Consider the following 22,173-nt stretch of genomic DNA (forward strand, 5'->3'; position numbering starts at 1 on the left):
CATGAGAGGCCACATGAGGCGCATGGCGGGCAACCGCCCTCATCGGTATGGGTCCCTTCATTACGAATCTGGGACGGAAAAGTGCCGGATGTGGAGTATCCGGAAAGCTCAGCGCTCTGTCTGGTGTCACCGAAGGGGGCGATAAAAATCGGTGGAGGGCTGTTCCTGAGCGAAGCGCTACAGGGGGAGTACGTAAGGGTTCTGGAGGTGGATGACGGACTGGACGCGATCCTGTTCGACCGGATGATACTTGCTTACTACGACAGAGTTGAGCAGAGTATCATCCGGATCGACCCGACCTAAATGTGTTACCCATGTGGCCGGTCAGATCTGTAACCCATGTGGCGGTTGTACATAAATCCCGCCCCTACGGCAGAATACCTGGCCCCAGCTGTAGGGGAGCCATTAATGGCTCCCGTCCCGATGGTGACCGCAGTGCAACCCATTGATACGGGTGGCATAAATGCCGCCCCTACAGAAGAATATCTGCCGCCCTGATGTAGGGGAGCCATTAATGGCTCCCGTCCCGATGGCGACCGCAGTGCAAACCATTGATACCGGCGGCATAAATGCCGCCCCTACAGAAGAATATCTGCCCCCTGCTGTAGGGGAGCCATTAATGGCTCCCGTTTGATTAATGGCTCCCGCCTATTTGCCACAGCGGTAAAGATAGCGCTATTTTAGGCCTTTATTTGCGTGGTGAAGGAAGGTGACGTGGAAAGACTGGATTGCGACCGGATGTTTGTTGCTGTAATGGAGACCGGCAGCTTCACCAGCGCTGCGCTGCGCCTGGGCACCAGTCATGGTCAGGCTTCAAAACTGATTTCGCGCCTTGAACAGTTACTGGGGGTACAGTTATTCCGGCGCAGCACGCGCTCGCTGACCGCCACCGATGTCGGTATCGCTTACTACGAACGGGTGCGCATCCTGCTGAAAGATTACGATGCGCTGGATGATTCAGTGCGTAACACCTCAGATTCGCCCGCCGGCAGAGTGCATATTTCCGCGCCGGTGACCTTCGGTTCGACACAACTTACCCCACATCTGCTGCAGTTTGCCCGCGACTATAGCGGCATTGAACTTGATGTCAGCTTTGCCGATCGCGTGGTCAGTGTGGTGGATGAAGGATTTGATCTGGCACTGCGCATTGGCAAACTGCCTGACAGCAGCCTGATGGCGCGTAAACTCTGTGATATTCGTATCCTGCTGGTGGCCGCGCCGGATTATCTGGCGCGCCGCGGCATTCCCGAACACTGGCAGCAGTTAGCGCAGCATGACTGTATTATCGATACTAATTTCCGCGATCCCTTTCACTGGCCATTCCGCAATGAAAAGCAGCTGATTGAGGAGCAGCCGGTCAACGGCCGCCTGAAATTCTCTAATGCGGAAGTCTGCCTGCAGGCCGCCTGCGCCGGGCTGGGGATTGCCCGTCTGCCCGCGTTTGTCGCCGGCGATGCGCTACGTAACCAGCATGTGGTGCCGGTACTGCACGCGTATGAAATCCCGCCGCTGGGCCTGTTTGCGCTCTATCCGCCGGCAAAATATCTCGCCCATAAATCACGTACGGTGATCGATTTCCTGGTAGAGGCGTTTGCCGGCGACCCGGTGTGGGAACAAGGCTGGTGATTTTTTCCAAAATGGAAATAAACATCCTCTTTTTTCGGGGATAATCACTATTATGGAAATAGCGTATCTTTCCTCTTATCAACTTACTGAGAGGAAAACATCATGACTGATAATCGCACTACTCCCTATGCCGCTTTGCTGATGCGCCTGGCGCTGGGCGTGCTGTTTCTGGCCCACTTCGGGCTGAAATTTTTCGTCTTCACGCCCGCCGGCACCGCGAAGTTTTTTGCTTCACTCGGCCTGCCTGGCGGCCTCGCTTACCTGACCATGGCGGTTGAACTGCTCGGCGCCATTGCGCTGATCCTCGGCATCTATACCCGTATTGTGGCGATTGTGCTGATCCCGATTTTACTGGGCGCCATCTTCACCGTGCACGGCGCGGCAGGCTTTTTCTTTACCAACCCAAATGGTGGCTGGGAATTCCCCGCTTTCTGGATTATCGGCCTGCTGGTACTGGCGCTGACCGGTGATGGAAAATACGCCCTGAAACCGACGCCGGTTAAAGGCTAAGCGGAGGCACTATGCTGGTAAACGGGAAATGGACAGCTGAGTGGCATCCGGTACAGGCTACTGATAGCAAAGGGGGGTTTGTCCGTCAGACTTCAAGTTTTCGTCACTGGGTGACGCCTGACGGCGCCCCGGGGATCACCGGAGATGGCGGCTTTAAAGCCGAAGCGGGTCGCTACCATCTGTATGTGGCGCTGATTTGTCCCTGGGCATCACGAACCCTGATTGCGCGCAAAATGAAAGGGCTTGAAGCGGTGATCAGCGTCTCGGTGGTGGAACCCTGGCTGCTGGATGAGGGATGGCATTTTGGCGATTATCCCGGCGCCAGTGTTGATGAACTGAACCACGCCGAGTGGATCCATCAGCTCTATACCCGCGCTGACGCCACCTTTACCGGCCGCGCCACGGTACCGGTGTTGTGGGACAAACAGACCGGCACCATTGTGAACAATGAATCAGCCGATATTGTGCGCATGCTTAATAGCGGTTTTGCTGACCTTGCCGGGTCCGATATCGACCTTTATCCGCTGGCGCTGCGTGCTGAGATTGACCAGCTGAACGCGGAAATTTATCCCAGCCTGAATAATGGGGTTTATCGCGCCGGTTTTGCTACTACCCAGCAGAGCTATCTGGAAGCCTGTAATGAGGTGTTCAGCATGCTTGATAAGCTGGAACTGCGACTGAGCGACCGGCGCCGTTTCCTGCTCGGCGAGCAGCTGACCGAGGCGGATATCCGGCTATTTGTCACCCTGATCCGTTTTGATGCCGCTTACCATGGGATTTTCAAATGCAACCGGCGTCAGCTGAAGGATTATCAGCACCTGCACCGTTATACCCGACAGATGCTGGAGATTCCCGGGGTGCGCGAGACGGTAAATATTGATCATATTAAGCAGGGGTATTACTCGATCAAAGCGCTGAATCCCAATGGCATTGTGCCTGAAGGTCCTGATCTTAGCGCCTACGGACTGTGAGAGACGAGATGATGGCAAAAAATATCGTTATTCTGTTACATGGCGTCGGCAGTAGCGGCGATGACCTGCAAGGACTGGCGCAGTTCTGGTTACAGGAAATACCCGGCGTCATCGCGGTTGCGCCAAATGGCCCGGATGATTTCGCGATGGGCGCCGGATATCAGTGGTTCAGCATTAATGGCGTGACTGAACAGACGCGTCCGGCCCGTATTCAGGCGGCGCGCGGCGCATTTGACGCTACCCTGCAGGCTATTTTCGATCGGTATCAGGTGACGCCCGCGCAGGACAACATTATCCTGGCTGGCTTTTCTCAGGGAGCGATTATGGCGCTGGATATGCTGGTGACTAACCGCCTGCCGCTGGCCGGCGTGGTGGCGTTTTCCGGTCGTCTGGCCTCGCCGCTGCCTTACCAGCCCGCTGCGCACGCGGCGTTATTGCTGGTGCATGGCCAGCAGGATACAGTTATTCCGTGGAGCGAAAGCGATAAGGCGGCACAGCAGCTCAGCGCGCTGGGGGTGACGGTGGAAACGCTGTATGAACCGGGCGTTCCCCATACTATTAGCGCCAGTGGCGTACGCCAGGCGACGGCATTTATTACCCAACGTGTTAATGCCAGAACATGATCTCAGTGATGCCGCGTGTGGAACGCGGCGTCAGCAACCAACAATAAATACCACTGACGCCCGGCGTTCTGTTTACCCTGCTGCTGGTTAAAATAAAACAGACAGGAGGTGAACGGCATGTTATGGTTGAATCTCTATTAGCAAAAATTAAAGGTTACTTATCATTACTATTAAATTTAAATGTCCGTGCTGTCACGGTCAGCAATACCGCCTCTCCCTGTATGATGTCACTTCAAAGAATCCTCATGGCGCCGTGTGTATTTTCTGCAAATCTGGCATGACTGTCAGTTCTCCGGCCGCAAACAACCTGGTTTCGCACGCTCACAGCCACGCTTAATCCCTCTGCTGCCGATTGATCAACTCCACGCATAACGTCTGGCAATCATAGCCATCATCTCGTCGTGCCCATGCGGTGACGGCGCTGTAAAGCGAATACTCAACGCTTCAGCGCAGACACTGCATCTGTGGGTCCTGCGTCCAGTGGCGGGCATTAGCCGCTATCTGCGTTGCCAGCCGCACCAGTATTTTCTGCTGAGCCTGTAACATTTCGCTATATCCTCCTGCCACTGACTCCGTAAGCTGACTGCTGCACAGCAGGCGGGTTTTCTCCGTCTGATGCCTGAATGTCAGGCTCCAGTCCGCCGCCAGCTGTACCCGCTGCGACGGCCAGCTGTCAAATTTCCTTATCTGTATCTGGATATTGAGCAGCGGCGCACCGGCTGGCGCCGACAGTCCGGCAACGTCCTGGGTGCCCAGCTGGCGCACCAGCTCCGCCGAGATCGCGCTGCGCATCTCATCGCCCAGCGGACTTAACCAGCGTTCATTATCCAGGACCAGCGCCTGATTGTCGCCCTGGCGCACCACCAGTTGCGCCATATCGATTTGCGGCGGAATACCAACCGGGAGCAGATTAATTAAAAAAGCTGCCGGTTCTGCCGCCGCAGGCGCTGTGGTGCCGGCGGGTACCAGCGTGTGGTAACGCACCGCTGGCGAAGAGCAGGCGGTCAGTGAAATCAGCAGCGTTAGCAGAGTAAGCCGTGAGGAGACGATCATCGTTGCGAACCTGTAGTGGGAGCCGGACGTGAGGACGGCGGCAGGCGAGGATCTGACCCTCGTCCCTGCAGCAGTGATTCAGGATGGCGATCCAGTTGATCGGTTAAGCTGCGCAGCGAGCGCAGGGTACGCAGCAGCTCGCTGAGACCCTGAGTGACGCCGATCAACAGCGGTGAATCCTCAGCCAGCAGATCCTCAGCAGAACCGGCGGTCTGACGCAGTTGTCTGAGGAGCAAACCGGCTTGCGGCAATGTTTCGCCATTGACCTCGCGCAGGGCTTTATCTGCCCCGGCCAGGGTGGCGTTGAGATTACTGGCGATCGATGCCAACGGCAGACTGTCGACTTTACTGACGATGCTTGCCACCTGCTCCTGTAGCCGATCAAACCCGCCGTTGATGGTGGGTAATACCAGCGGACGGGCATGGATATCAAAAGGCACTTTTGCCGCGCCCGGTGAGAAGTCGAGGGAGATATACAGCTGGCCGGTCAGTAAATTACCCGGTATTGCCTGGGCACGCAGGCCGTGTTCCACCAGATCGCGGGTAAAGCCGACGGTGGCCTGATAGTCGTCCTCAGCAGCTTTGGGCAATTTATCCAGTACCTTACCAAGACGATTGGGATAGACCTCAATGCCCACGACGGAAGGAAAACGGTAACCGGTTGGGCTGTAATCAAGGTCCACCGAAACCACTTTGCCAATTTTAATGCTGGAAAACTCTACCGCGGCGCCAACGCTTAACCCATGCAGTGAGCGCTCAAAACGCAACTGAAAGGGGATCCCCGGTCCGTCGGGCGGCGCCATCGCCGACTCTTCATCTTTTGCCAGCGTATAGGGCGCCAGAGGGGAGGACGTCGATAAGCGCTCGCCGTGGGGCGGAGTGGCAAAGGCGATACCGCCTGCCACTATGGCTGCCACCGTCTGGGTTTTCAGGCGAAAACCGTTGGCGCCCACCGACAGATCGATGCCGCTGACGTTCCAGAAACGGCTGTCCGGCGTTACAAAACGGTCATAAGGGGCGTCGATAAACACCTGTAAATTGACCCGGTCGCCCTGCGGACTCAGCTGATACGAAGCGATACGCCCCACCTGAATACGCCGGTACCAGACCGGGGAGCCAATATCCAGCGAGCCGAGATCATCGCTCTGCACCATAAAGCTGCTGCCCGGCATGCCATTAATAATCGCCGGAGGCGTTTCCAGCCCGGTAAAATATTTCCCTGACTGGTCGGAGGCGCCTTTATCCACGCCAATAAAGGCGCCGGAGAGCAGGGTATCAATGCCGCTGACGCCGCCGATGCCGACACGCGGGCGCACCACCCAGAATCGGGTATCGGCGCGCGCCAGATCCCCGGCATTCTGATTCAGCAGAACAGTGACCTTTACCCGGTTGCTGTCGCTGCTCAGGGTGATGGCTTTCACCATGCCGACGGTAACATCTTTATATTTCACGGCGGTTTTACCTGCTTCCAGCCCGGAAGCTGACTGAAAGCTAATTTCAATCTCAGGGCCGCGCGCCAGCCAGCCGCTTACCAGCATCGATGCGCCGGTAAGCAGGGCAATTAACGGCAGCAGCCAGATTAACGATAACCGCCATTTGCGCCGCACAATCGTCGCTTCGCCCGCCGCAGCCAGTGAGTGATTATCTGTATTCATTTCTCTTCACCATCCCAGATCAGACGCGGGTCAAAACTCATTGCCGACAGCATGGTAAGGATCACCACCAGAGCAAAAAACAGGATGCCGCTGCGCGGCTCGACCTGGCTCAGCAGCTGAAATTTCACCAGCGCTGAAACCGCGGCCACCACCACCACATCCAGCATTGACCAGTAGCCGATAAATTCGGTAAACCGATACAGCCGGGTACGCTCGCCACGTCGCCAGCGGCTCTGGCTGCCGCTGCCGATCAGCAGTAACCCCAGCGTGAGAAATTTAAAACCGGGGATCAGCACGCTGGCGCTAAAGATCAACAGTGCGATCCCCCAGGAGCCTGAGCGCCAGAAATCAATCACCCCGGCGATAATGGTGCTGTCGCTGCCATTGCCAAACAGTGTGGTGTGCATCACCGGCAGAACATTGGCCGGAATATAAAAAATCATCGCGCTAATCAGCAGAGCGCTGGCGGTACTGCGGCTATGCGGCTGACGTATCCGCAGCGGCGTCTGGCAGCGCGGACATCGGGCGCCGGGCGCCGGCTGGCATACCAGTCCGCAGCAGCGGCAGGCGACCAGCCCGAGGTGTCGGGCTTGTGGGGGATGCATGGTTTTATGTTTCACAGCGGTATTCAGGTGAAGGGAGTTGCCAGAGCGCGTCCCAGGGTTGCCGGCTCAGCAAGAGATTGAGCAGCATTAACAGCGCCAGCGCCAGGCAGCCGGGTCCGGGCACCACTTCCAGCAGGCTGGAGAGTTTAATTGCCGCCACCAGAAATCCCAGCAGGGCGATTTCCGTGCGGTTCCATGGCCGCAGCAGCGCGGAGAGTTTCATACAACCAATAAAACCCGGCGCAGGACGCGCGCTGGCGGCAAAAAAAGCCAGCCAGCCGCAGAGGATAATCTGTAGCAGCGGCACGACGGACAGCAACAGCAACGTCGTGATGGCCAGCAACAGCAGCGGGCCATCAGCGAAGGCGCTGGCAGATTGCCATAGCGTAACCGACTGGTTAACACCGTGCAGAGTGACGGTGAGCAGCGGATAACCGTTGGCTATTCCCCATGTGATGCCGGCGGTGATCGCCAGAGAGAATGCACGATCGGCATGGAAATTTCCCTGCTGGCGCAGTACGGCGCCACAGCGAGTGCAGCGTGCCTGTTCACCGGCGCGTAATGGACGGCGGTGGAACAGGCAGTCGCAATCGGCACAGGCCATCAGATGAGGAAAGGTCTTCATGGCGTTACTCAGTTCAGCATTTCAACCAGCTGATCGGCGCCTTTATCAATGCCGACCTCTGCGGCACTGAGGGCACCAAAGCTGGCGCTGACGTTCATGGCGTTCGGATACTGTTTGGCGACCCAGGCGCTCAGCAACTGATTGCTCGCCGCATCATAGATTTCCACCGCATAACTGACGGATCCGTTCAGCATGCCTTCTTTACCACGAATCGACTGCACGATGTTGTAGGGGCCGCCGGCAAGATCAAATTTGGTAAAGGTACCCAACACTGGCGTGGTGGTTTCCGCTCCGGCTAAGGTCAGTTTGATCTTCAGGGTATGGGCAGATGCGCTGGTGGCCGGGGTAAAGCGGCTGGCTAAACGCTCACTGAAACGTTTTTGCATATAACTGGCCAGCGCCTGACGATCTTCCTGTGCCATATCGCCAAACTGATTATCCGCTCCCTGGTAAATCACTACTGGTTCAATGATCGCCGCAGAGTACTTTTTCCAGTCAACCACCGGGGTATAGCGATAAGGCATATGCTGCGATTCAGCATCGGGCTTGAGTTGTGCCGATGAGCTTAGACCCGACCAGGCAACCGGTTGGGTACCGGCACAGCCGGCCAGCGCCAGACTTAAGGTGAGTAAGGCAAAGCGAAACGCACGATGGGTGTTGTACATATCAGAGGTCCTGGTTAAACAGCGAAAATCGGCGGACAGTTATCGTAAACTGTACTGTACGGTTTATTTATGCATTGATATGATTTCTCTGTCAAGAAAATGTACACTTGGGTTCAGTTATCAATCTGGAGTGACTATGAAAGTCCGAACTCAGGCACGCCGTGAAGCGATTGTCGAAGCTGCGGCCCAGCTCTTTCAGGAGATGGGCTATGAACGTGCCTCAATGAATGAACTGACAAAGCGGCTGGGCGGCTCGAAAGCCACGCTGTATAACTACTTTGCCTCAAAAGAAGAGCTGTTTACTGCGGTAGTGCGCGCTCATACCACGCGCCATCTGACCGAGGCGGCAACGGAGCTGCTGGATCAGGACAAGGCAGCCATCAGGCTGAAAGATAAACTGTTGCGTTTTGGCGAACGGATGCTTGCGGTGCTGACCAATGACAGCAGCGCATTGTCGGTTTATCGCATGGTGGTAGGGGAGGCGGGACATTCGGACATTGGCATGCTGTTTTATGAATCCGGTCCGCGTGAAAGTCTTGAGAAACTATCGGCAGTGATGGCTTCGGCGATGGATCGTGGTGAATTGCGGCAGGCTGATGCCAGACTGCGCGCCAATCAGTTTCTGGCGTTGCTGACTGCCGAAATTGAAGTGCGTATTTTTTACCGTAATTCGCCACCGGTTACGCCTGGCCGCATCCGTGAAATGTGCGAGTGTGCGGTTAATATGTTTCTTACCGGCGCGGCGCCGCAATAATCGCCCGCGGCAAAGACCGCCGATCGTCACTGGCGATCGGCATGGCCAGTTCATCACCGATCGGCTGCGGCAGGTATTAAGCCAGAAACCGGGAGAACATATACCACCAGCACCAGAGCAGGGCTTTTATATCTTGCCGGCGAACGGGAATGATCTTGCCGCAGGTGGCAAATAATGCGTTACGGCAATATTTATTATGACGCCTGGTCGTTAATATTGGCTTTGCCACAGTAGATAGCATGAAAAATAATGACTGTATTCCAGCTATTAATTGACGTAATTCAAGGGGTAGTAACGGTATAATATTTTGTCCCGACGGAAAGCCTCAGGCCGGTAAAACAGATCTCAGCGGCGAGGATCATGCCTGGGTTTTGCATGATGCTATAAGTGGTATGCATTAGTGTCGATATTAATCTTATGGTCAATTAATGAATGGTTCTCATAAGCCTATACGCAAATCAGTCTCAATAGACAGTCAAATCCTGTTAAAATTAATGCTGATGCTCAGCGGGTTATGCATCATCCTTTATTTTATTGCACTGGGGCCACGGGTATGTCAGTGCAACAGTGTAATCTGACGGCACGGCAGAAAAGTATTATTCCGATTGCTGCTTTTACCGTTCGCCGTGATTTGGCGCGTTCGGGACACTCACTCATTCAGGCGCTGGATACTGAGATGATGCCGCGGCCGCATTAATGACTGGAAGAAATAATCCCACCAACTGACCTGACTGGCTATTTTGGAGCAGACGATGACAATCAATGTACGGGGCTATGCGGCTCTGGCAGTAAAAGAAGATCTGGTACCGCACAATTTTGTGCGCCGCGATCCGCGCGCCAATGATGTGGTGATTGATATTTTATACAGCGGCGTGTGCCATTCAGATATTCATAATGCCTGGAATGACTGGGGCGGAGCCACTTATCCGATGGTGCCGGGCCATGAAATTATTGGTCGCGTAACCCATGTGGGCGCTGATGTCAGCGCATTTAAGGTGGGTGATCATGTCGGCGTTGGCTGCATGGTGGACTCCTGTCAGCACTGTGCGCCTTGCTTGCAAGGGCTGGAACAGTATTGCGCGGAAGGCAACACCCTGACCTATAACGATATTGACCGTCATGACCAGATGCCGACCTATGGCGGCTATTCGGAATCCATTGTGGTGTCGGATAAATTTGTGGTGAAAGTGCCCGCTGGCATGGATTTAAAAGGTGCCGCGCCACTGTTGTGCGCCGGTATTACCACCTGGTCTCCGCTGCGTCACTGGAAAGTGGGTAAGGGCTCGAAAGTGGCAGTGGTGGGGCTCGGTGGTCTGGGACATATGGCGCTGAAACTGGCGAAAGCGTTGGGTGCGGAGGTGACGCTGTTCAGCCGTACGCCGGGTAAAGAGCAGGATGCCCGGCGTCTTGGCGCGCAGCATATTGTGATCTCCACTGACGAGCAGCAGATGGCGGCGGTGAGTAATCAGTTTGATCTGATTATTGATACCGTGCCTTACGTACACGATCTGAAGCCATATGTCACCACGCTGGCGCTGAATGGTACTCTGGTGCTGGTCGGCTATTTGGGCGAACTTGATCCGTTCCTGAATTCGGCGCCGCTGGTTTTAGGACGTAAATCCGTTGCCGGTTCGGTAATTGGTGGTATTGCGGAAACCCAGGAGATGCTGGATTTCTGTGGTGCCCATGGCATTACCGCCGATGTGGAAGTGATCAGCATGCAGGAGATCAATCATGCATGGCAGCGCATGCTGAAGAGCGATGTGAAATATCGCTTTGTGATTGATATTGCTTCTCTGCAAGCCTGACTCTGCCGCGGTTAACGGCGCATGGCGCCGTTAACCGGGTTCTATTGCGGCCAGTAGCGCAGCGCTTCAACCAGCATGTTCCCGACTCCCCCAACGCCAGCAGCTCCACTACCGTATCCTCTGGTACTATCCACGCCCGAACCCCCGCCGACCACTCTGACATTATTAACCGGCGGAGATTACCTGCCGGTTTATCACGTCTATCGCTAAGCGCAATCAGCGCATTTTCTATTTCGCTCAGGCGCTGGCCAATGGCGTTAATCAGTTGTTCACCGGTTTCGCCAGGGGCAACGCTGCCTGTGGTGCGGGTTAAAGCCGCAAGTCGAGGCGCTGTTCTAAACGACGACTCGAATGGCTTAATGCCGAGTGGGCGGATGGTATAGCCGGCTATTGATTTATGCGTCTGGTTCAATAGTAGTGTAAATTTTTGTCATTTTTCGTGAGTTTAATCACAATAAAATGCTGGATTTTTGTGCTTTTAACCATTTAATGTCATTTTTTGTAGTTCATTAATGAATGACGTTCATATCCTCATGCGGATTTTACGCTCTAATCACTCGCCGGTTCAGCTGTTATTATTTCCCGGTAATGTGCAATCAACCCTGCTTATTTCGTAGTTCTGTAAGCTACGCAACCGGCAGCGGTTTTCTTTTTTATCGCCAATGAGGTTTATGATGAAATTTAGCCAATTGCTTGTCGCAACACTACTTTCCGCTACCGTTATGCAGAGCGCTTTTGCCGCTGTTGAAACTGATAATACTCAGGGCAAACAGAAAATTGGCATCGTTTCCGCCAGTGGCGCGTATTCACTTGATCGACTGCAGGACCAGCTGGCCGCGCAGGCCGATGAAGCCGGCGCCAGCTCCTACAAAATCATCGCCGCCGGTGGTGAGAATAAACTGTTTGGTGTTGCTGAGCTGTATAAATAATGCGGGTTTGTCGCTACGGGAGTAGCCTGGTTTCCCTATGCTCTCCCGTCATTTATTTCTACGGCAGTCGCGCTATCTGAACAGGTTCTGCGCTATTTACTTCGTGCCGCAAGAAGTGATTAAGGAATTGATGATGCCAAGAGAGCAGATAATCGTTAATTCGCTGCTTGAGTGGATTAACTGTAACCTGAATAAACCCTTGAAAATTGAAGACGTGGCGGGAAAAGCAGGATATTCAAAGTGGCATTTGCAAAGGATGTTCTACCGCGTAATGCATCAAACCCTTGGTAACTATATTCGCGATCGGAAAATGGAACTGGCCGCTTATGATCTAATCGATACGCAAGATTCAGTGATCGCTATTTCACTGAAGTATGGCTACGACTCGCAACAATCTTTTACCCGCAGCTTCGCGCGTAAATATCAGGTTCCACCAGCCACATTCAGAAGAATAAATTGCAACGAGATAAAGCCGCGCCTGCAGCGTTTTTATTGAGCCGCGCGGCTGTCCGTTAAGATCTCCGGAGAAAATAATAATGAATCCACGTTGGCCATTGAAGCCTGCGGCGTTGCTGTGTGCGCTAACCTCCGCTTTTATGCTGAGCGCCTGTGACCGTGCCGCCCCCCTCTCTGCGCAGCAAACGGCGCCGGAAGTGCAGGTGCTGACGCTGAAAACAGCAGCGCTGAATATAACCACCGATCTGCCAGGCCGGACTTCAGCTTATCGCGTGGCGGAAGTCCGGCCGCAGGTATCCGGTATTATCCTGCAACGGCAATTTGCTGAGGGGAGTGATGTGCACGCCGGGGAAGCGTTGTATCAAATCGATCCGGCGCCGTATCTGGCGGCGCAGCGCAGCGCCAAAGGCGCTCTGGCGCAGGCGCAGGCTAATGCCAACATTGCGGCGCTGACCGTTCGTCGCTATCAGCCGCTACTTGGCAGCGGTTATATCAGCCAGCAGGATTATGACCAGGCGCGCGCCACGGCGCAGCAGACCCAGGCGGCGCTGGAGTCGGCGCGGGCAGCGGTGAAGTCAGCGGATATTAACCTCACTTACAGCCATTTGACCGCGCCGATCGACGGTCGTATTGGACGCTCGGCGGTCAGCGAAGGGGCGCTGGTACAGCGCGGGCAGAGTGATCAACTGGCGACCATTCAACAGCTGGACCCGCTGTACGTTGATGTCACGCAGTCGGGCGAGGATTTTATGCGTCTGCGCCAGCAGATGGCGGAGGGCAAACTGACACGGAGAAATGGTAAGGCAGAAGTGACGCTGCTGCTGGCCAATGGTCAGACATATGCGCAAAAAGGCACCCTTGAATTCTCCGATGTGACGGTAGATCAAACCACCGGCGCCATTACCCTGCGCGCCATCCTGCCCAACCCTCAACATCAGTTATTGCCGGGGATGTTTGTGCGCGCCCGACTGGAAGCCGGGGTAGATCCGCAGGCGCTGCTGGTGCCACAACAGGCCATCACCCGCACGCCGCGTGGCATGGCTACCACTCTGGTGGTGGATAAAAACAATAAGGTGGCGCTACGCAATATCACAGTAAGCCAGGCGGTGGGCGACCAGTGGCGGGTGACCTCGGGTTTACAGGCCGGTGAACGCGTAATTGTTTCGGGTATTCAGCGCGCCCAGCCGGGGGTGACGGTAAAAGCGTCAGAGATCACCGGTGACAGCAAGCTCCCTTCTCCAGTAGCCAATAGCGCAGCTTAATTACACACAGGGTATGCCGACTAATGTCCAGGTTCTTTATTGAGCGACCAATCTTTGCCTGGGTGCTCGCCATCATTATTATGCTGGCGGGCGCCATTTCGATTATTAATATGCCGGTGGAACAGTATCCCGATGTTGCGCCAACGGCGATTCAGATCCGCGTCACCTATCCCGGCGCGGATGCCACGACCTTGCAAAACAGTGTTACCCAGGTGATTGAGCAGAATATGAACGGGCTGGATGGTTTGATGTATATGTCATCCACCAGTGATTCATCGGGCACGCTGCAGCTAACGCTGTCGTTTAAAAGCGGTACTAATGCCGATATTGCGCAGGTGCAGGTACAAAACAAATTGCAGCTGGCAACGCCGTTGCTGCCACAACAGGTGCAGCAGCAGGGGATAACGGTACGTAAATCTTCCAGCACCTTCTTTTTAGTGGCTGGTTTTGTTGATGATAATGGCGCCATGTCGCAGGAAGATATCTCCGACTACGTCGGATCGAATATCAAAGATCCTCTGAGCCGAATCGACGGCGTCGGTGATACCACGCTGTTTGGTTCGCAGTACGCGATGCGTATCTGGCTGGATCCCAATAAGCTGAATAACTATCAGCTGACGCCGGTCGATGTGATCGGCATGATTGAGTCACAAAACGCCCAGGTGGCGGCCGGTCAGTTAGGTGGCGCGCCACCGGTGGCGGGACAACAGCTGAATGCCTCGATCATTGCCCAAACGCGCCTTACCTCAGTGGAAGAGTTTGGCAATATTCTGCTGAAAGTGAATACCGACGGCGCCCAGGTCCGCCTGCACGATGTGGCGCGTATTGAGCACGGCGGCGAAAACTATCAGTTTGTGGTGAAAATCAATGGTAAACCGGCCTCGGCCCTCGGTATCCAGCTGGCAACCGGCGCTAATGCGCTGGATACCGCTAATGCGGTACGCAACAAGCTGGCCGAGTTAACGCCTTATTTCCCGGCAGGGATGAGGGTGGTGTATCCGTATGACACCACGCCATTTATTAAGATTTCAATAAATGAAGTAGTGAAAACGCTGCTGGAAGCCATAGTACTGGTGTTCCTGGTCATGTACCTGTTTTTGCAAAGTCTGCGCGCGACGCTGATCCCGACCATTGCGGTGCCGGTAGTGTTGCTTGGCACTTTCGGCATTCTCAGCGTTTTTGGTTACACCATTAATACCCTGACGATGTTTGGTATGGTGCTGGCCATTGGCCTGTTGGTGGATGATGCCATCGTGGTGGTGGAAAACGTCGAGCGGGTGATGGCGGAAGAGGGACTGCCGCCGAAAGAAGCGACCCGCAAGTCGATGGGGCAAATTCAGGGGGCGCTGGTGGGGATTGCGCTGGTGCTGTCGGCGGTATTTGTCCCGATGGCGTTTTTTGGCGGCAGCACCGGGGTGATCTACCGCCAGTTCTCCATCACTATTGTTGCGGCAATGGTGCTGTCGGTACTGGTGGCGTTAATTCTTACCCCGGCGCTCTGCGCCACTATTCTTAAACCGTTGCCCGCCGGATCCCATGGTAAAACCGGCGGTTTTTTTGGCTGGTTTAATCGAAAATTTGATCAAAGCGCAAATCACTATAGCGCGGCGGTAGCGCGTATGTTGCGGGGGCCGGGGCGTTATATCCTGATTTATGCGCTGATCGTGGTGGGGATGGCGGTGATGTTTCTGCGCCTGCCGACCTCATTCTTACCGAATGAGGATCAGGGGGTGTTTGCCACCCAGGCGATCCTGCCGCCGGGGGCTACACAGCAGCGCACGCAAAAAGTGCTCGATCAGATTAATGACTACTATCTGCATGATGAGCAGCGCAATGTAGCGAATGTGCTGACGGTTAACGGTTTTGGCTTTGCCGGACGCGGACAAAATGTCGGTATCGCCTTTATCGGCCTGAAAGACTGGCAGCAGCGCGCCGGTGCCGACAACAAAGTTGATGCGCTGGTGAGTCGCGCCACGAAAGCCTTTTCCGGCATTATCGATGCGCAGGTGGTGGCGTTTAACCTGCCGCCGATTATTGCGCTGGGTAATGCCACCGGTTTCGATTTCGAATTAATCGATCAGGGCAATGTTGGTCATCAGAAGTTATTGCAGGCGCGCAATCAGCTGCTGGATTTAGTGCGTCAGCATCCTGATACCCTGATGGCGGTGCGCCCGAATGGTATGGATGACAGTCCGCAGTATAAAGTGAATATCGATCAGGAAAAGGCCACCGCCTTAGGCGTGGCGCTTGATAATATTAACACTACCCTCAGTGCGGCCTGGGGCGGCAGCTATGTGAATGACTTCATCGATAATGGCCGGGTGAAAAGAGTCTATGTGATGAGTGACGCGCCTTATCGCATGATGCCGGGCGATCTTGACCACTGGTTTGTCCGTGCCAGTAACGGCAAGATGGTGCCGTTTTCCAGCTTCTCCAGCGCAGGCTGGGTTTATGGTTCGCCACGTCTGGAGCGTTATAATGGCCTGCCGTCGGTAGAGATTTTGGGACAACCGGCGCCGGGTAAAAGCTCCGGTGAGGCAATGGCGCTAATGGAGCAGCTGGCGCGACAACTGCCGGATGGTATTGGCTATGACTGGACCGGCATGTCTTATCAGGAGCGTATGACCGGACAACAGGCCCCGGCGTTATATGCCATTTCGCTGGTGGTGGTGTTCCTCTGCCTGGCGGCGCTGTATGAGAGCTGGTCGATTCCTTTCTCGGTGATGCTGGTGGTGCCGCTGGGAGTGGTGGGCGCGCTGCTGGCCACCACATTGCGTGGGCTGAATAATGACGTCTACTTTGTGGTCGGACTACTGACCACCATTGGACTTGCCGCCAAGAATGCCATTCTGATCGTTGAGTTTGCTAAAGATCAGATCGACCAGCAAGGGAAAGGGCTGATCGAAGCGACTCTGGATGCGGTGCGTATGCGCTTACGGCCAATCCTGATGACTTCGCTGGCGTTTATTCTCGGCGTGCTGCCGCTGGCTATCAGCAGCGGCGCCGGGTCCGGCGCGCAAAATGCGGTGGGTACCGGCGTTATCGGCGGTATGGCGGCGGCGACAATACTGGCGGTGTACTTTGTTCCGCTGTTCTTTGTGGTGGTGCGCCGTCGTTTTGCGGCGAGCAAAAACTAACGCCGGCGCCTTAGCATCAGCGGCAACCACGGCGGCGTAAATACCGCCGCGACAGGGTTGTGTTGGCTGGACCTCTATTGAACCTCTATATAGGGGGCCATTAATGGCCCCCGTGCTGATGATTTGCACTGGCGCCACGGGCGCTAAAAATTTTTTTTTCTGTGTACCTGCGCTTATCAAACCTTCTGCTACCTGCTATCACCCTGTTTTCTGGCCGTTTTAAGCCACGTCTGACTGGGGAACAACTTCTCTTTTTTTGCTGGCAGCAGCTATCTTAATCTTTCCCTAATAAATCTCCTTTATGTTGATGCTGATGTGCCTGTAGCGAGAAATATTGCAGTTAAAGGAGATTTATCGACTCTGCTGTCACGGATTTTTAGACATTTAGATGCCATATGCGGCTTTTATGTGAGTTTTATCACATTAATAAATCGCCATACGCGTCTGACTTATCGCACAAATTGCAAAAAAATGTCGCGTTATAGTTAAAGGAATTTTATCTATGTCAGAGTTTTTACCTTTTTCCCGCCCCGAGATAGGGGAAGCTGAATTAATGGCGGTCAACGACGTATTGCAGTCGGGTTGGATCACCACCGGACCGAAAAATCATCAGCTGGAACAGGCCTTTTGCCAGTTAACTGGCAATAAGCACGCGATTGCCGTCAGTTCGGCTACCGCCGGTATGCACGTCACGCTGATGGCGCTGGGTATTAAGGCCGGGGACGAGGTGATCACCCCGTCACTGACCTGGGTTTCCACGCTGAATATGATTTCATTACTGGGGGCTGAACCGGTGATGATCGATGTCGACCGCGATACCCTGATGGTGACGCCGGAGCTTATCGAAGCGGCAATTACCCCGCGAACGAAGGCGATTGTGCCGGTCCACTATGCCGGTGCGCCAGCCGATATCGATGCGATACGGGCGCTTGGCGAACGTTATGGTATTGCGGTGATCGAGGATGCCGCCCATGCGGCTGGCTGCGGTTACAAGGGAAAACACGTTGGCGCCAGTGGTACCGCGATCTTCTCCTTGCATGCCATCAAAAATATCACCTGCGCCGAAGGCGGGCTGGTGGTCACCGATGATGAACAACTGGCAAACCGCGTACGCAGCCTGAAATTCCACGGGCTGGGCGTCGACGCTTACGATCGCCAGACGCTGGGCCGGGCGCCGCAGGCGGAAGTCATTAGTCCGGGTTATAAATACAATTTGCCGGATATCAACGCGGCGATTGCGCTGGTACAACTGGCGAAGCTGCCGCAGCTTAATGCCCGCCGTGCGACCCTTGCCGGGCGCTATTTACAGGAACTGGCCGACACGCCGTTTATGCCGCTGGCGCTGCCGCACTGGCAACATCAGCACGCCTGGCATCTGTTTATTATTCGCGTAGACGAGCAACAAACCGGTATCAGTCGCGACGATCTGATGCAGGAACTGAAACAGCGCAACATTGGCACCGGGCTGCATTTCCGCGCGGCGCATACGCAAAAATATTACCGCGAACGTTTTCCCCACCTCACTTTACCTGATACGGAATGGAACTCCGCGCGCATTTGTTCCATCCCGCTGTTTCCCGGCATGACAGATGATGACAGTACCCGGGTGATTACTGCGCTAAAGGATATTGCAGGGAAAAATCATGCTAACTGAGCAAGCGATTAATAAGGTTTCCGTGGTAATTCCGGTATTTAACGAGCAGGAAAGCCTGCCGGAATTATTACGGCGCACTACTGCGGCCTGTGCGCTGCTGCCGATGGATTATGAGATTTTGCTGGTTGATGACGGCAGCAGTGACAATTCCGCCGAGATGCTGGCCAGCGCGGCCGGGCAGGAGGGGAGCCATATTGTCGCCGTACTGTTGAATCGTAACTATGGCCAGCATTCGGCGATTATGGCCGGGTTCAGCCATGTCAGCGGTGATTTAATTATTACCCTGGACGCCGATCTGCAGAATCCCCCTGAAGAGATCCCGCGGCTGGTGAGTGTGGCGGCTGAGGGCTATGACGTGGTCGGCACGGTACGCCAGAAACGCCAGGATAGCTGGTTTCGTAAATGTGCCTCACGGCTGATTAATAATCTGATCCAACGCACCACCGGTAAGGCGATGGGGGATTATGGCTGTATGCTGCGTGCCTACCGTCGGCATATTGTTGAGGCGATGCTACATTGCCACGAACGCAGCACCTTTATTCCCATTCTGGCGAATACCTTTGCCCGCCGGGCGATTGAAATCCCGGTGGAGCATGCGGAACGCGAGTTTGGTGATTCAAAATACAGCTTTATGAAGCTGATTAACCTGATGTACGACCTGGTTACCTGCCTGACTACCACGCCACTACGTATGCTAAGCGTTTTCGGCAGCATTATCGCCTTCTCTGGTTTTGCCATTGCCTTATTACTGATTGCACTGCGGCTATTTTTGGGACCGCAGTGGGCGGCGCAAGGGGTATTTATGCTGTTTGCGCTGCTGTTTATGTTTATTGGCGCTCAGTTTGTTGCCATGGGCCTGCTGGGAGAATATATCGGGCGTATTTATCACGATGTCCGTGCCCGCCCGCGCTATTTTATTCAACGTGTAGTTAAACGCCCCTCTTCTGCACAGGACGATCAATAATGAAAGCTGTGGTCTTTGCTTATCATGATATGGGATGCGCTGGCATCAATGCGCTGGTGAAAGCTGGTTATCAGATCTCCGCAATTTATACCCATGCGGATACGGCAGGCGAAAATCATTTTTTTGGCTCCGTGGCGCGTACCGCAGCGGAACTCGGTATTCCGGTATTTGCGCCTGAAGACGTTAATCATCCGCTGTGGATTGAACGCATTAAAAACAGCGAGCCGCAGGTTATCTTCTCTTTTTATTATCGCCATATGCTCTGCGATGAGATTATTAACAGCGCGTCCGTTGGGGCATTTAATCTGCATGGTTCTTTGCTGCCAAAATACCGCGGTCGCGCGCCATTAAACTGGGCGCTGGTCAATGGCGAAAGCGAAACCGGCGTCACCTTGCACCGCATGGTTGCGCGTGCCGATGCCGGGGCGATTATTGCGCAACACGCCGTGGCGATTGCTGCGGAAGATACGGCGCTGACGCTGCATGTGAAGCTGAATCAGACCGCATCCGAACTGCTGGCGGAGATTCTGCCGCGGATTAAAAGCGGTGATTTCCCTGAGCGGGCGCAGAATGAGAGCCAGGGCAGCTATTTTGGCAGAAGAACGCCGGAAGATGGGCGCATTAACTGGCAACAGCCCGCGGCGGTGATTAATAACCTGGTGCGCGCCGTCAGCGATCCCTGGCCTGGCGCATTCAGTTATGTTGGCGCCGGTAAATTTATTATCTGGAAAACCAGAGTCCGTGACGATTTCCCGGCGGCTACAGCCGGCACGGTGTTGTCGACCGATCCGCTGATTATCGCCTGTGGCAGTCAGGCGCTGGAAGTGCTCACCGGCCAGGGCGAAAACGGCGTTTATATGCAGGGCACTCAGCTGGCGCAGACTCTCGGACTGGTATCCGGCGCCATACTGCATAATTCACCGAACGCCGTGGCGAAACGTCGCAGCCGGGTGTTAATCCTCGGCGTAAATGGTTTTATTGGTAATCACCTGACCGAACGCCTGCTGGCGGATGATAATTTCGAGGTGTTTGGCCTCGATATCAGCTCGGATGCGATTGGTCGTTTTATTGGTCATCCGCGTTTTCATTTTGTCGAAGGGGATATCAGTATCCATTCAGAGTGGATTGAATACCATATCAAGAAATGTGATGTGATTTTACCGCTGGTGGCGATTGCCACGCCGATTGAATATACGCGTAATCCGCTGCGGGTATTCGAACTGGATTTTGAAGAAAATCTGAAAATAATTCGCGACTGCGTTAAATACAAAAAACGTATTATCTTCCCGTCTACGTCGGAAGTTTATGGGATGTGCAGCGATCCGGTATTTGATGAGGATCATTCGAATCTGGTGGTCGGACCGATCAATAAACAGCGCTGGATCTATTCGGTATCGAAACAGCTGCTGGATCGCGTTATCTGGGCCTATGGTGAAAAAGAGGGGCTGCGTTTTACCCTGTTCCGTCCGTTTAACTGGATGGGGCCGCGTCTTGATAACCTCAACGCCGCGCGTATTGGCAGCTCGCGCGCCATTACCCAGCTGATTCTTAATCTGGTGGAAGGTTCGCCGATCAAACTGATTGATGGTGGTGAGCAGAAACGTTGTTTCACCGATATTTCCGATGGTGTGGAAGCGCTGTTCCGCATTATTGAGAATAAAAATCATAATTGCGATGGCCAGATTATTAATATTGGTAACCCGGATAACGAAGCCAGTATTAAAGAACTGGCGCAGCAGTTGCTGGTCAGTTTCGACCGCCATCCACTGCGCGATCAGTTTCCGCCATTCGCCGGTTTTCGCGAGGTGGAAAGCAGCAGTTATTATGGTAAAGGCTATCAGGATGTGGCGCACCGTAAGCCGAGTATTCGCAATGCCCGGCGTTTACTTAACTGGACGCCGACGGTTGCGATGGAACAAACCATTGATAACACGCTGGATTTCTTCCTGCACACCGTTGACGCGACGGATAAAGCAGAATGAGAAAAGTCGGCCTGCGTATTGATGTCGACACCTGGCGTGGCACGCGTGATGGCGTGCCTCAGTTGCTGGAGCTGCTCAGTTTGCACCGTATTCAGGCAACGTTTTTCTTTACCGTCGGGCCGGACAATATGGGGCGCCATTTATGGCGCCTGTTAAAGCCCCACTTCTTATGGAAAATGCTGCGTTCTCGTGCTGCTTCGCTGTATGGCTGGGATATTTTGCTGGCCGGAACCGCCTGGCCAGGACGCAATATTGGCGAGGGGCTGGCGGAAGTAATCGATGCCGCCGCCGATCATCATGAGGTGGGGCTGCACGCCTGGGATCATTTTGCCTGGCAAACCTGGGCCGGCGTCTGGTCGCCGGAAAAATTGCACCAACAGATCCTGCTGGGATGCGAGGCGCTGAGCCGGATTATTGGCGCCTCGATCAGCTGTTCAGCGGTAGCTGGCTGGCGTGCCGATCAGCGGGTGGTGAATGCCAAAGAGGCATTTCATTTTAACTATAACAGTGACTGCCGTGGCAGCGGACCATTCCGGCCGCTGCTGTCTGATGGTTCACTGGGTACGGTGCAGATCCCGGTGACGTTGCCAACCTGGGATGAAGTGATTGGTCGCGATGTTACGGCGGCGAATTTCAATGGTTATCTTCTCGACAAAATTCACCAGCAGCCGGGGAGCCAGGTGTATACCATTCATGCCGAAGTGGAAGGCATTGCAATGCGTCACCTGTTTGCTGAGTTGCTGGAGATGGCAGCACAGCAGGGCATTCAGTTTTGCCCGCTAAGCGAGTTATTACCTGATGATTTAAATACCTTACCCACTGGCAGAGTGGTGCGTGGCACGCTGGCAGGCAGGGAAGGCTGGCTTGGATGCGAGCAGTTATCGAAATGAGGAT

The 22,173-nt window shown here is 54.5% G+C and carries 20 protein-coding genes and 1 pseudogene; 16 read left to right on the forward strand and 5 right to left on the reverse strand.

The genetic code is table 11. The annotated features are described in order from the left end of the window. The 5 genes and pseudogenes from JWF83_RS13860 to JWF83_RS13880 all read left to right on the forward strand — a co-directional run. Positions 1 to 303, forward strand: a pseudogene (locus tag JWF83_RS13860) (transposase); the annotation flags it as partial. A gap of 411 nt (positions 304 to 714) precedes the next feature. Next, positions 715 to 1,626 carry a LysR family transcriptional regulator gene (locus JWF83_RS13865; RefSeq protein ID WP_413650871.1) on the forward strand — a complete coding sequence of 304 codons (912 nt, stop codon included), beginning with the start codon at positions 715 to 717 and terminating at the stop codon, positions 1,624 to 1,626. Positions 1,627 to 1,728: 102 nt separating this feature from the next. After that, the gene (locus JWF83_RS13870; protein ID WP_413650872.1) at positions 1,729 to 2,136 is read left to right on the forward strand and encodes a DoxX family protein; all 408 of its coding nucleotides are present in this window, start codon (positions 1,729 to 1,731) and stop codon (positions 2,134 to 2,136) included. An 11-nt stretch (positions 2,137 to 2,147) separates the two neighbouring features. Next, positions 2,148 to 3,107 (forward strand): glutathione S-transferase family protein, encoded by a 960-nt coding sequence (locus JWF83_RS13875; protein WP_413650874.1) that lies wholly within the window; start codon positions 2,148 to 2,150, stop codon positions 3,105 to 3,107. An 11-nt stretch (positions 3,108 to 3,118) separates the two neighbouring features. Then, positions 3,119 to 3,730: an alpha/beta hydrolase gene (locus JWF83_RS13880; RefSeq protein ID WP_413650961.1), complete on the forward strand. Its 612-nt coding sequence runs from the start codon at positions 3,119 to 3,121 to the stop codon at positions 3,728 to 3,730. Positions 3,731 to 4,174: 444 nt separating this feature from the next. On the opposite strand, the gene JWF83_RS13885 is transcribed toward JWF83_RS13880, so the two are convergent. The 5 genes from JWF83_RS13885 to JWF83_RS13905 are packed head-to-tail and all read right to left on the reverse strand — an operon-like array spanning position 4,175 to position 8,333. Continuing rightward, positions 4,175 to 4,783: a membrane integrity-associated transporter subunit PqiC gene (locus tag JWF83_RS13885; RefSeq protein ID WP_413650875.1), complete on the reverse strand. Its 609-nt coding sequence runs from the start codon at positions 4,781 to 4,783 to the stop codon at positions 4,175 to 4,177. Further along, a complete protein-coding gene (locus tag JWF83_RS13890) occupies positions 4,780 to 6,438 on the reverse strand; it encodes an intermembrane transport protein PqiB (protein ID WP_413650877.1) in 1,659 nt (552 codons plus the stop codon). The genes JWF83_RS13885 and JWF83_RS13890 overlap by 4 nt, the downstream gene beginning before the upstream one ends. Beyond that, positions 6,435 to 7,043, reverse strand: a complete 609-nt coding sequence (locus tag JWF83_RS13895; protein WP_413650962.1) for a paraquat-inducible protein A — start codon at positions 7,041 to 7,043, stop codon at positions 6,435 to 6,437. Before JWF83_RS13895 ends, JWF83_RS13890 begins: the two co-directional genes overlap by 4 nt. A 4-nt stretch (positions 7,044 to 7,047) precedes the next feature. Next, positions 7,048 to 7,668 carry a paraquat-inducible protein A gene (locus JWF83_RS13900; RefSeq protein WP_413650878.1) on the reverse strand — a complete coding sequence of 207 codons (621 nt, stop codon included), beginning with the start codon at positions 7,666 to 7,668 and terminating at the stop codon, positions 7,048 to 7,050. Positions 7,669 to 7,676: 8 nt separating this feature from the next. After that, a complete protein-coding gene (locus tag JWF83_RS13905) occupies positions 7,677 to 8,333 on the reverse strand; it encodes a DUF3313 domain-containing protein (RefSeq protein ID WP_413650879.1) in 657 nt (218 codons plus the stop codon). Between the two features lie 136 nt (positions 8,334 to 8,469). Between JWF83_RS13905 and JWF83_RS13910 the strand changes: the two genes are divergently transcribed. From JWF83_RS13910 to arnD, 11 genes are all read left to right on the forward strand, one after another. After that, positions 8,470 to 9,087 carry a TetR/AcrR family transcriptional regulator gene (locus JWF83_RS13910; protein ID WP_413650880.1) on the forward strand — a complete coding sequence of 206 codons (618 nt, stop codon included), beginning with the start codon at positions 8,470 to 8,472 and terminating at the stop codon, positions 9,085 to 9,087. 553 nt (positions 9,088 to 9,640) lie between these two features. Further along, positions 9,641 to 9,784 carry a hypothetical protein gene (locus tag JWF83_RS13915; RefSeq protein ID WP_413650881.1) on the forward strand — a complete coding sequence of 48 codons (144 nt, stop codon included), beginning with the start codon at positions 9,641 to 9,643 and terminating at the stop codon, positions 9,782 to 9,784. A 55-nt stretch (positions 9,785 to 9,839) separates the two neighbouring features. After that, positions 9,840 to 10,895: an NAD(P)-dependent alcohol dehydrogenase gene (locus tag JWF83_RS13920; protein WP_413650883.1), complete on the forward strand. Its 1,056-nt coding sequence runs from the start codon at positions 9,840 to 9,842 to the stop codon at positions 10,893 to 10,895. A gap of 671 nt (positions 10,896 to 11,566) precedes the next feature. Then, entirely contained in the window at positions 11,567 to 11,824 is a 258-nt protein-coding gene (locus JWF83_RS13925; RefSeq protein ID WP_413650884.1) for a DUF1471 domain-containing protein, read from the forward strand. Positions 11,825 to 11,861: 37 nt separating this feature from the next. Continuing rightward, positions 11,862 to 12,320 (forward strand): helix-turn-helix domain-containing protein, encoded by a 459-nt coding sequence (locus tag JWF83_RS13930; protein WP_413650885.1) that lies wholly within the window; start codon positions 11,862 to 11,864, stop codon positions 12,318 to 12,320. Between the two features lie 40 nt (positions 12,321 to 12,360). Beyond that, on the forward strand, positions 12,361 to 13,542 hold the full coding sequence (locus tag JWF83_RS13935; RefSeq protein ID WP_413650886.1) for an efflux RND transporter periplasmic adaptor subunit: 1,182 nt from the start codon (positions 12,361 to 12,363) through the stop codon (positions 13,540 to 13,542). Positions 13,543 to 13,565: 23 nt separating this feature from the next. Beyond that, positions 13,566 to 16,679: an efflux RND transporter permease subunit gene (locus tag JWF83_RS13940; RefSeq protein ID WP_413650887.1), complete on the forward strand. Its 3,114-nt coding sequence runs from the start codon at positions 13,566 to 13,568 to the stop codon at positions 16,677 to 16,679. A 502-nt stretch (positions 16,680 to 17,181) separates the two neighbouring features. Further along, positions 17,182 to 18,333, forward strand: coding sequence for a UDP-4-amino-4-deoxy-L-arabinose aminotransferase (gene arnB, locus JWF83_RS13945; RefSeq protein WP_413650889.1), 1,152 nt, complete (start codon positions 17,182 to 17,184; stop codon positions 18,331 to 18,333). Continuing rightward, a complete protein-coding gene (arnC, locus tag JWF83_RS13950) occupies positions 18,323 to 19,297 on the forward strand; it encodes an undecaprenyl-phosphate 4-deoxy-4-formamido-L-arabinose transferase (RefSeq protein WP_413650890.1) in 975 nt (324 codons plus the stop codon). Before arnB ends, arnC begins: the two co-directional genes overlap by 11 nt. Continuing rightward, complete coding sequence (gene arnA, locus JWF83_RS13955) at positions 19,297 to 21,279, forward strand: bifunctional UDP-4-amino-4-deoxy-L-arabinose formyltransferase/UDP-glucuronic acid oxidase ArnA (protein ID WP_413650892.1); 1,983 nt, start codon at positions 19,297 to 19,299, stop codon at positions 21,277 to 21,279. The genes arnC and arnA overlap by 1 nt, the downstream gene beginning before the upstream one ends. Continuing rightward, complete coding sequence (arnD, locus tag JWF83_RS13960; RefSeq protein WP_413650894.1) at positions 21,276 to 22,169, forward strand: 4-deoxy-4-formamido-L-arabinose-phosphoundecaprenol deformylase; 894 nt, start codon at positions 21,276 to 21,278, stop codon at positions 22,167 to 22,169. Before arnA ends, arnD begins: the two co-directional genes overlap by 4 nt. The last annotated feature ends 4 nt before the right edge of the window (positions 22,170 to 22,173 follow it).

It is taken from the genome of Pantoea sp. B65, from assembly GCF_047308185.1.
GTDB lineage: Bacteria > Pseudomonadota > Gammaproteobacteria > Enterobacterales > Enterobacteriaceae > Erwinia.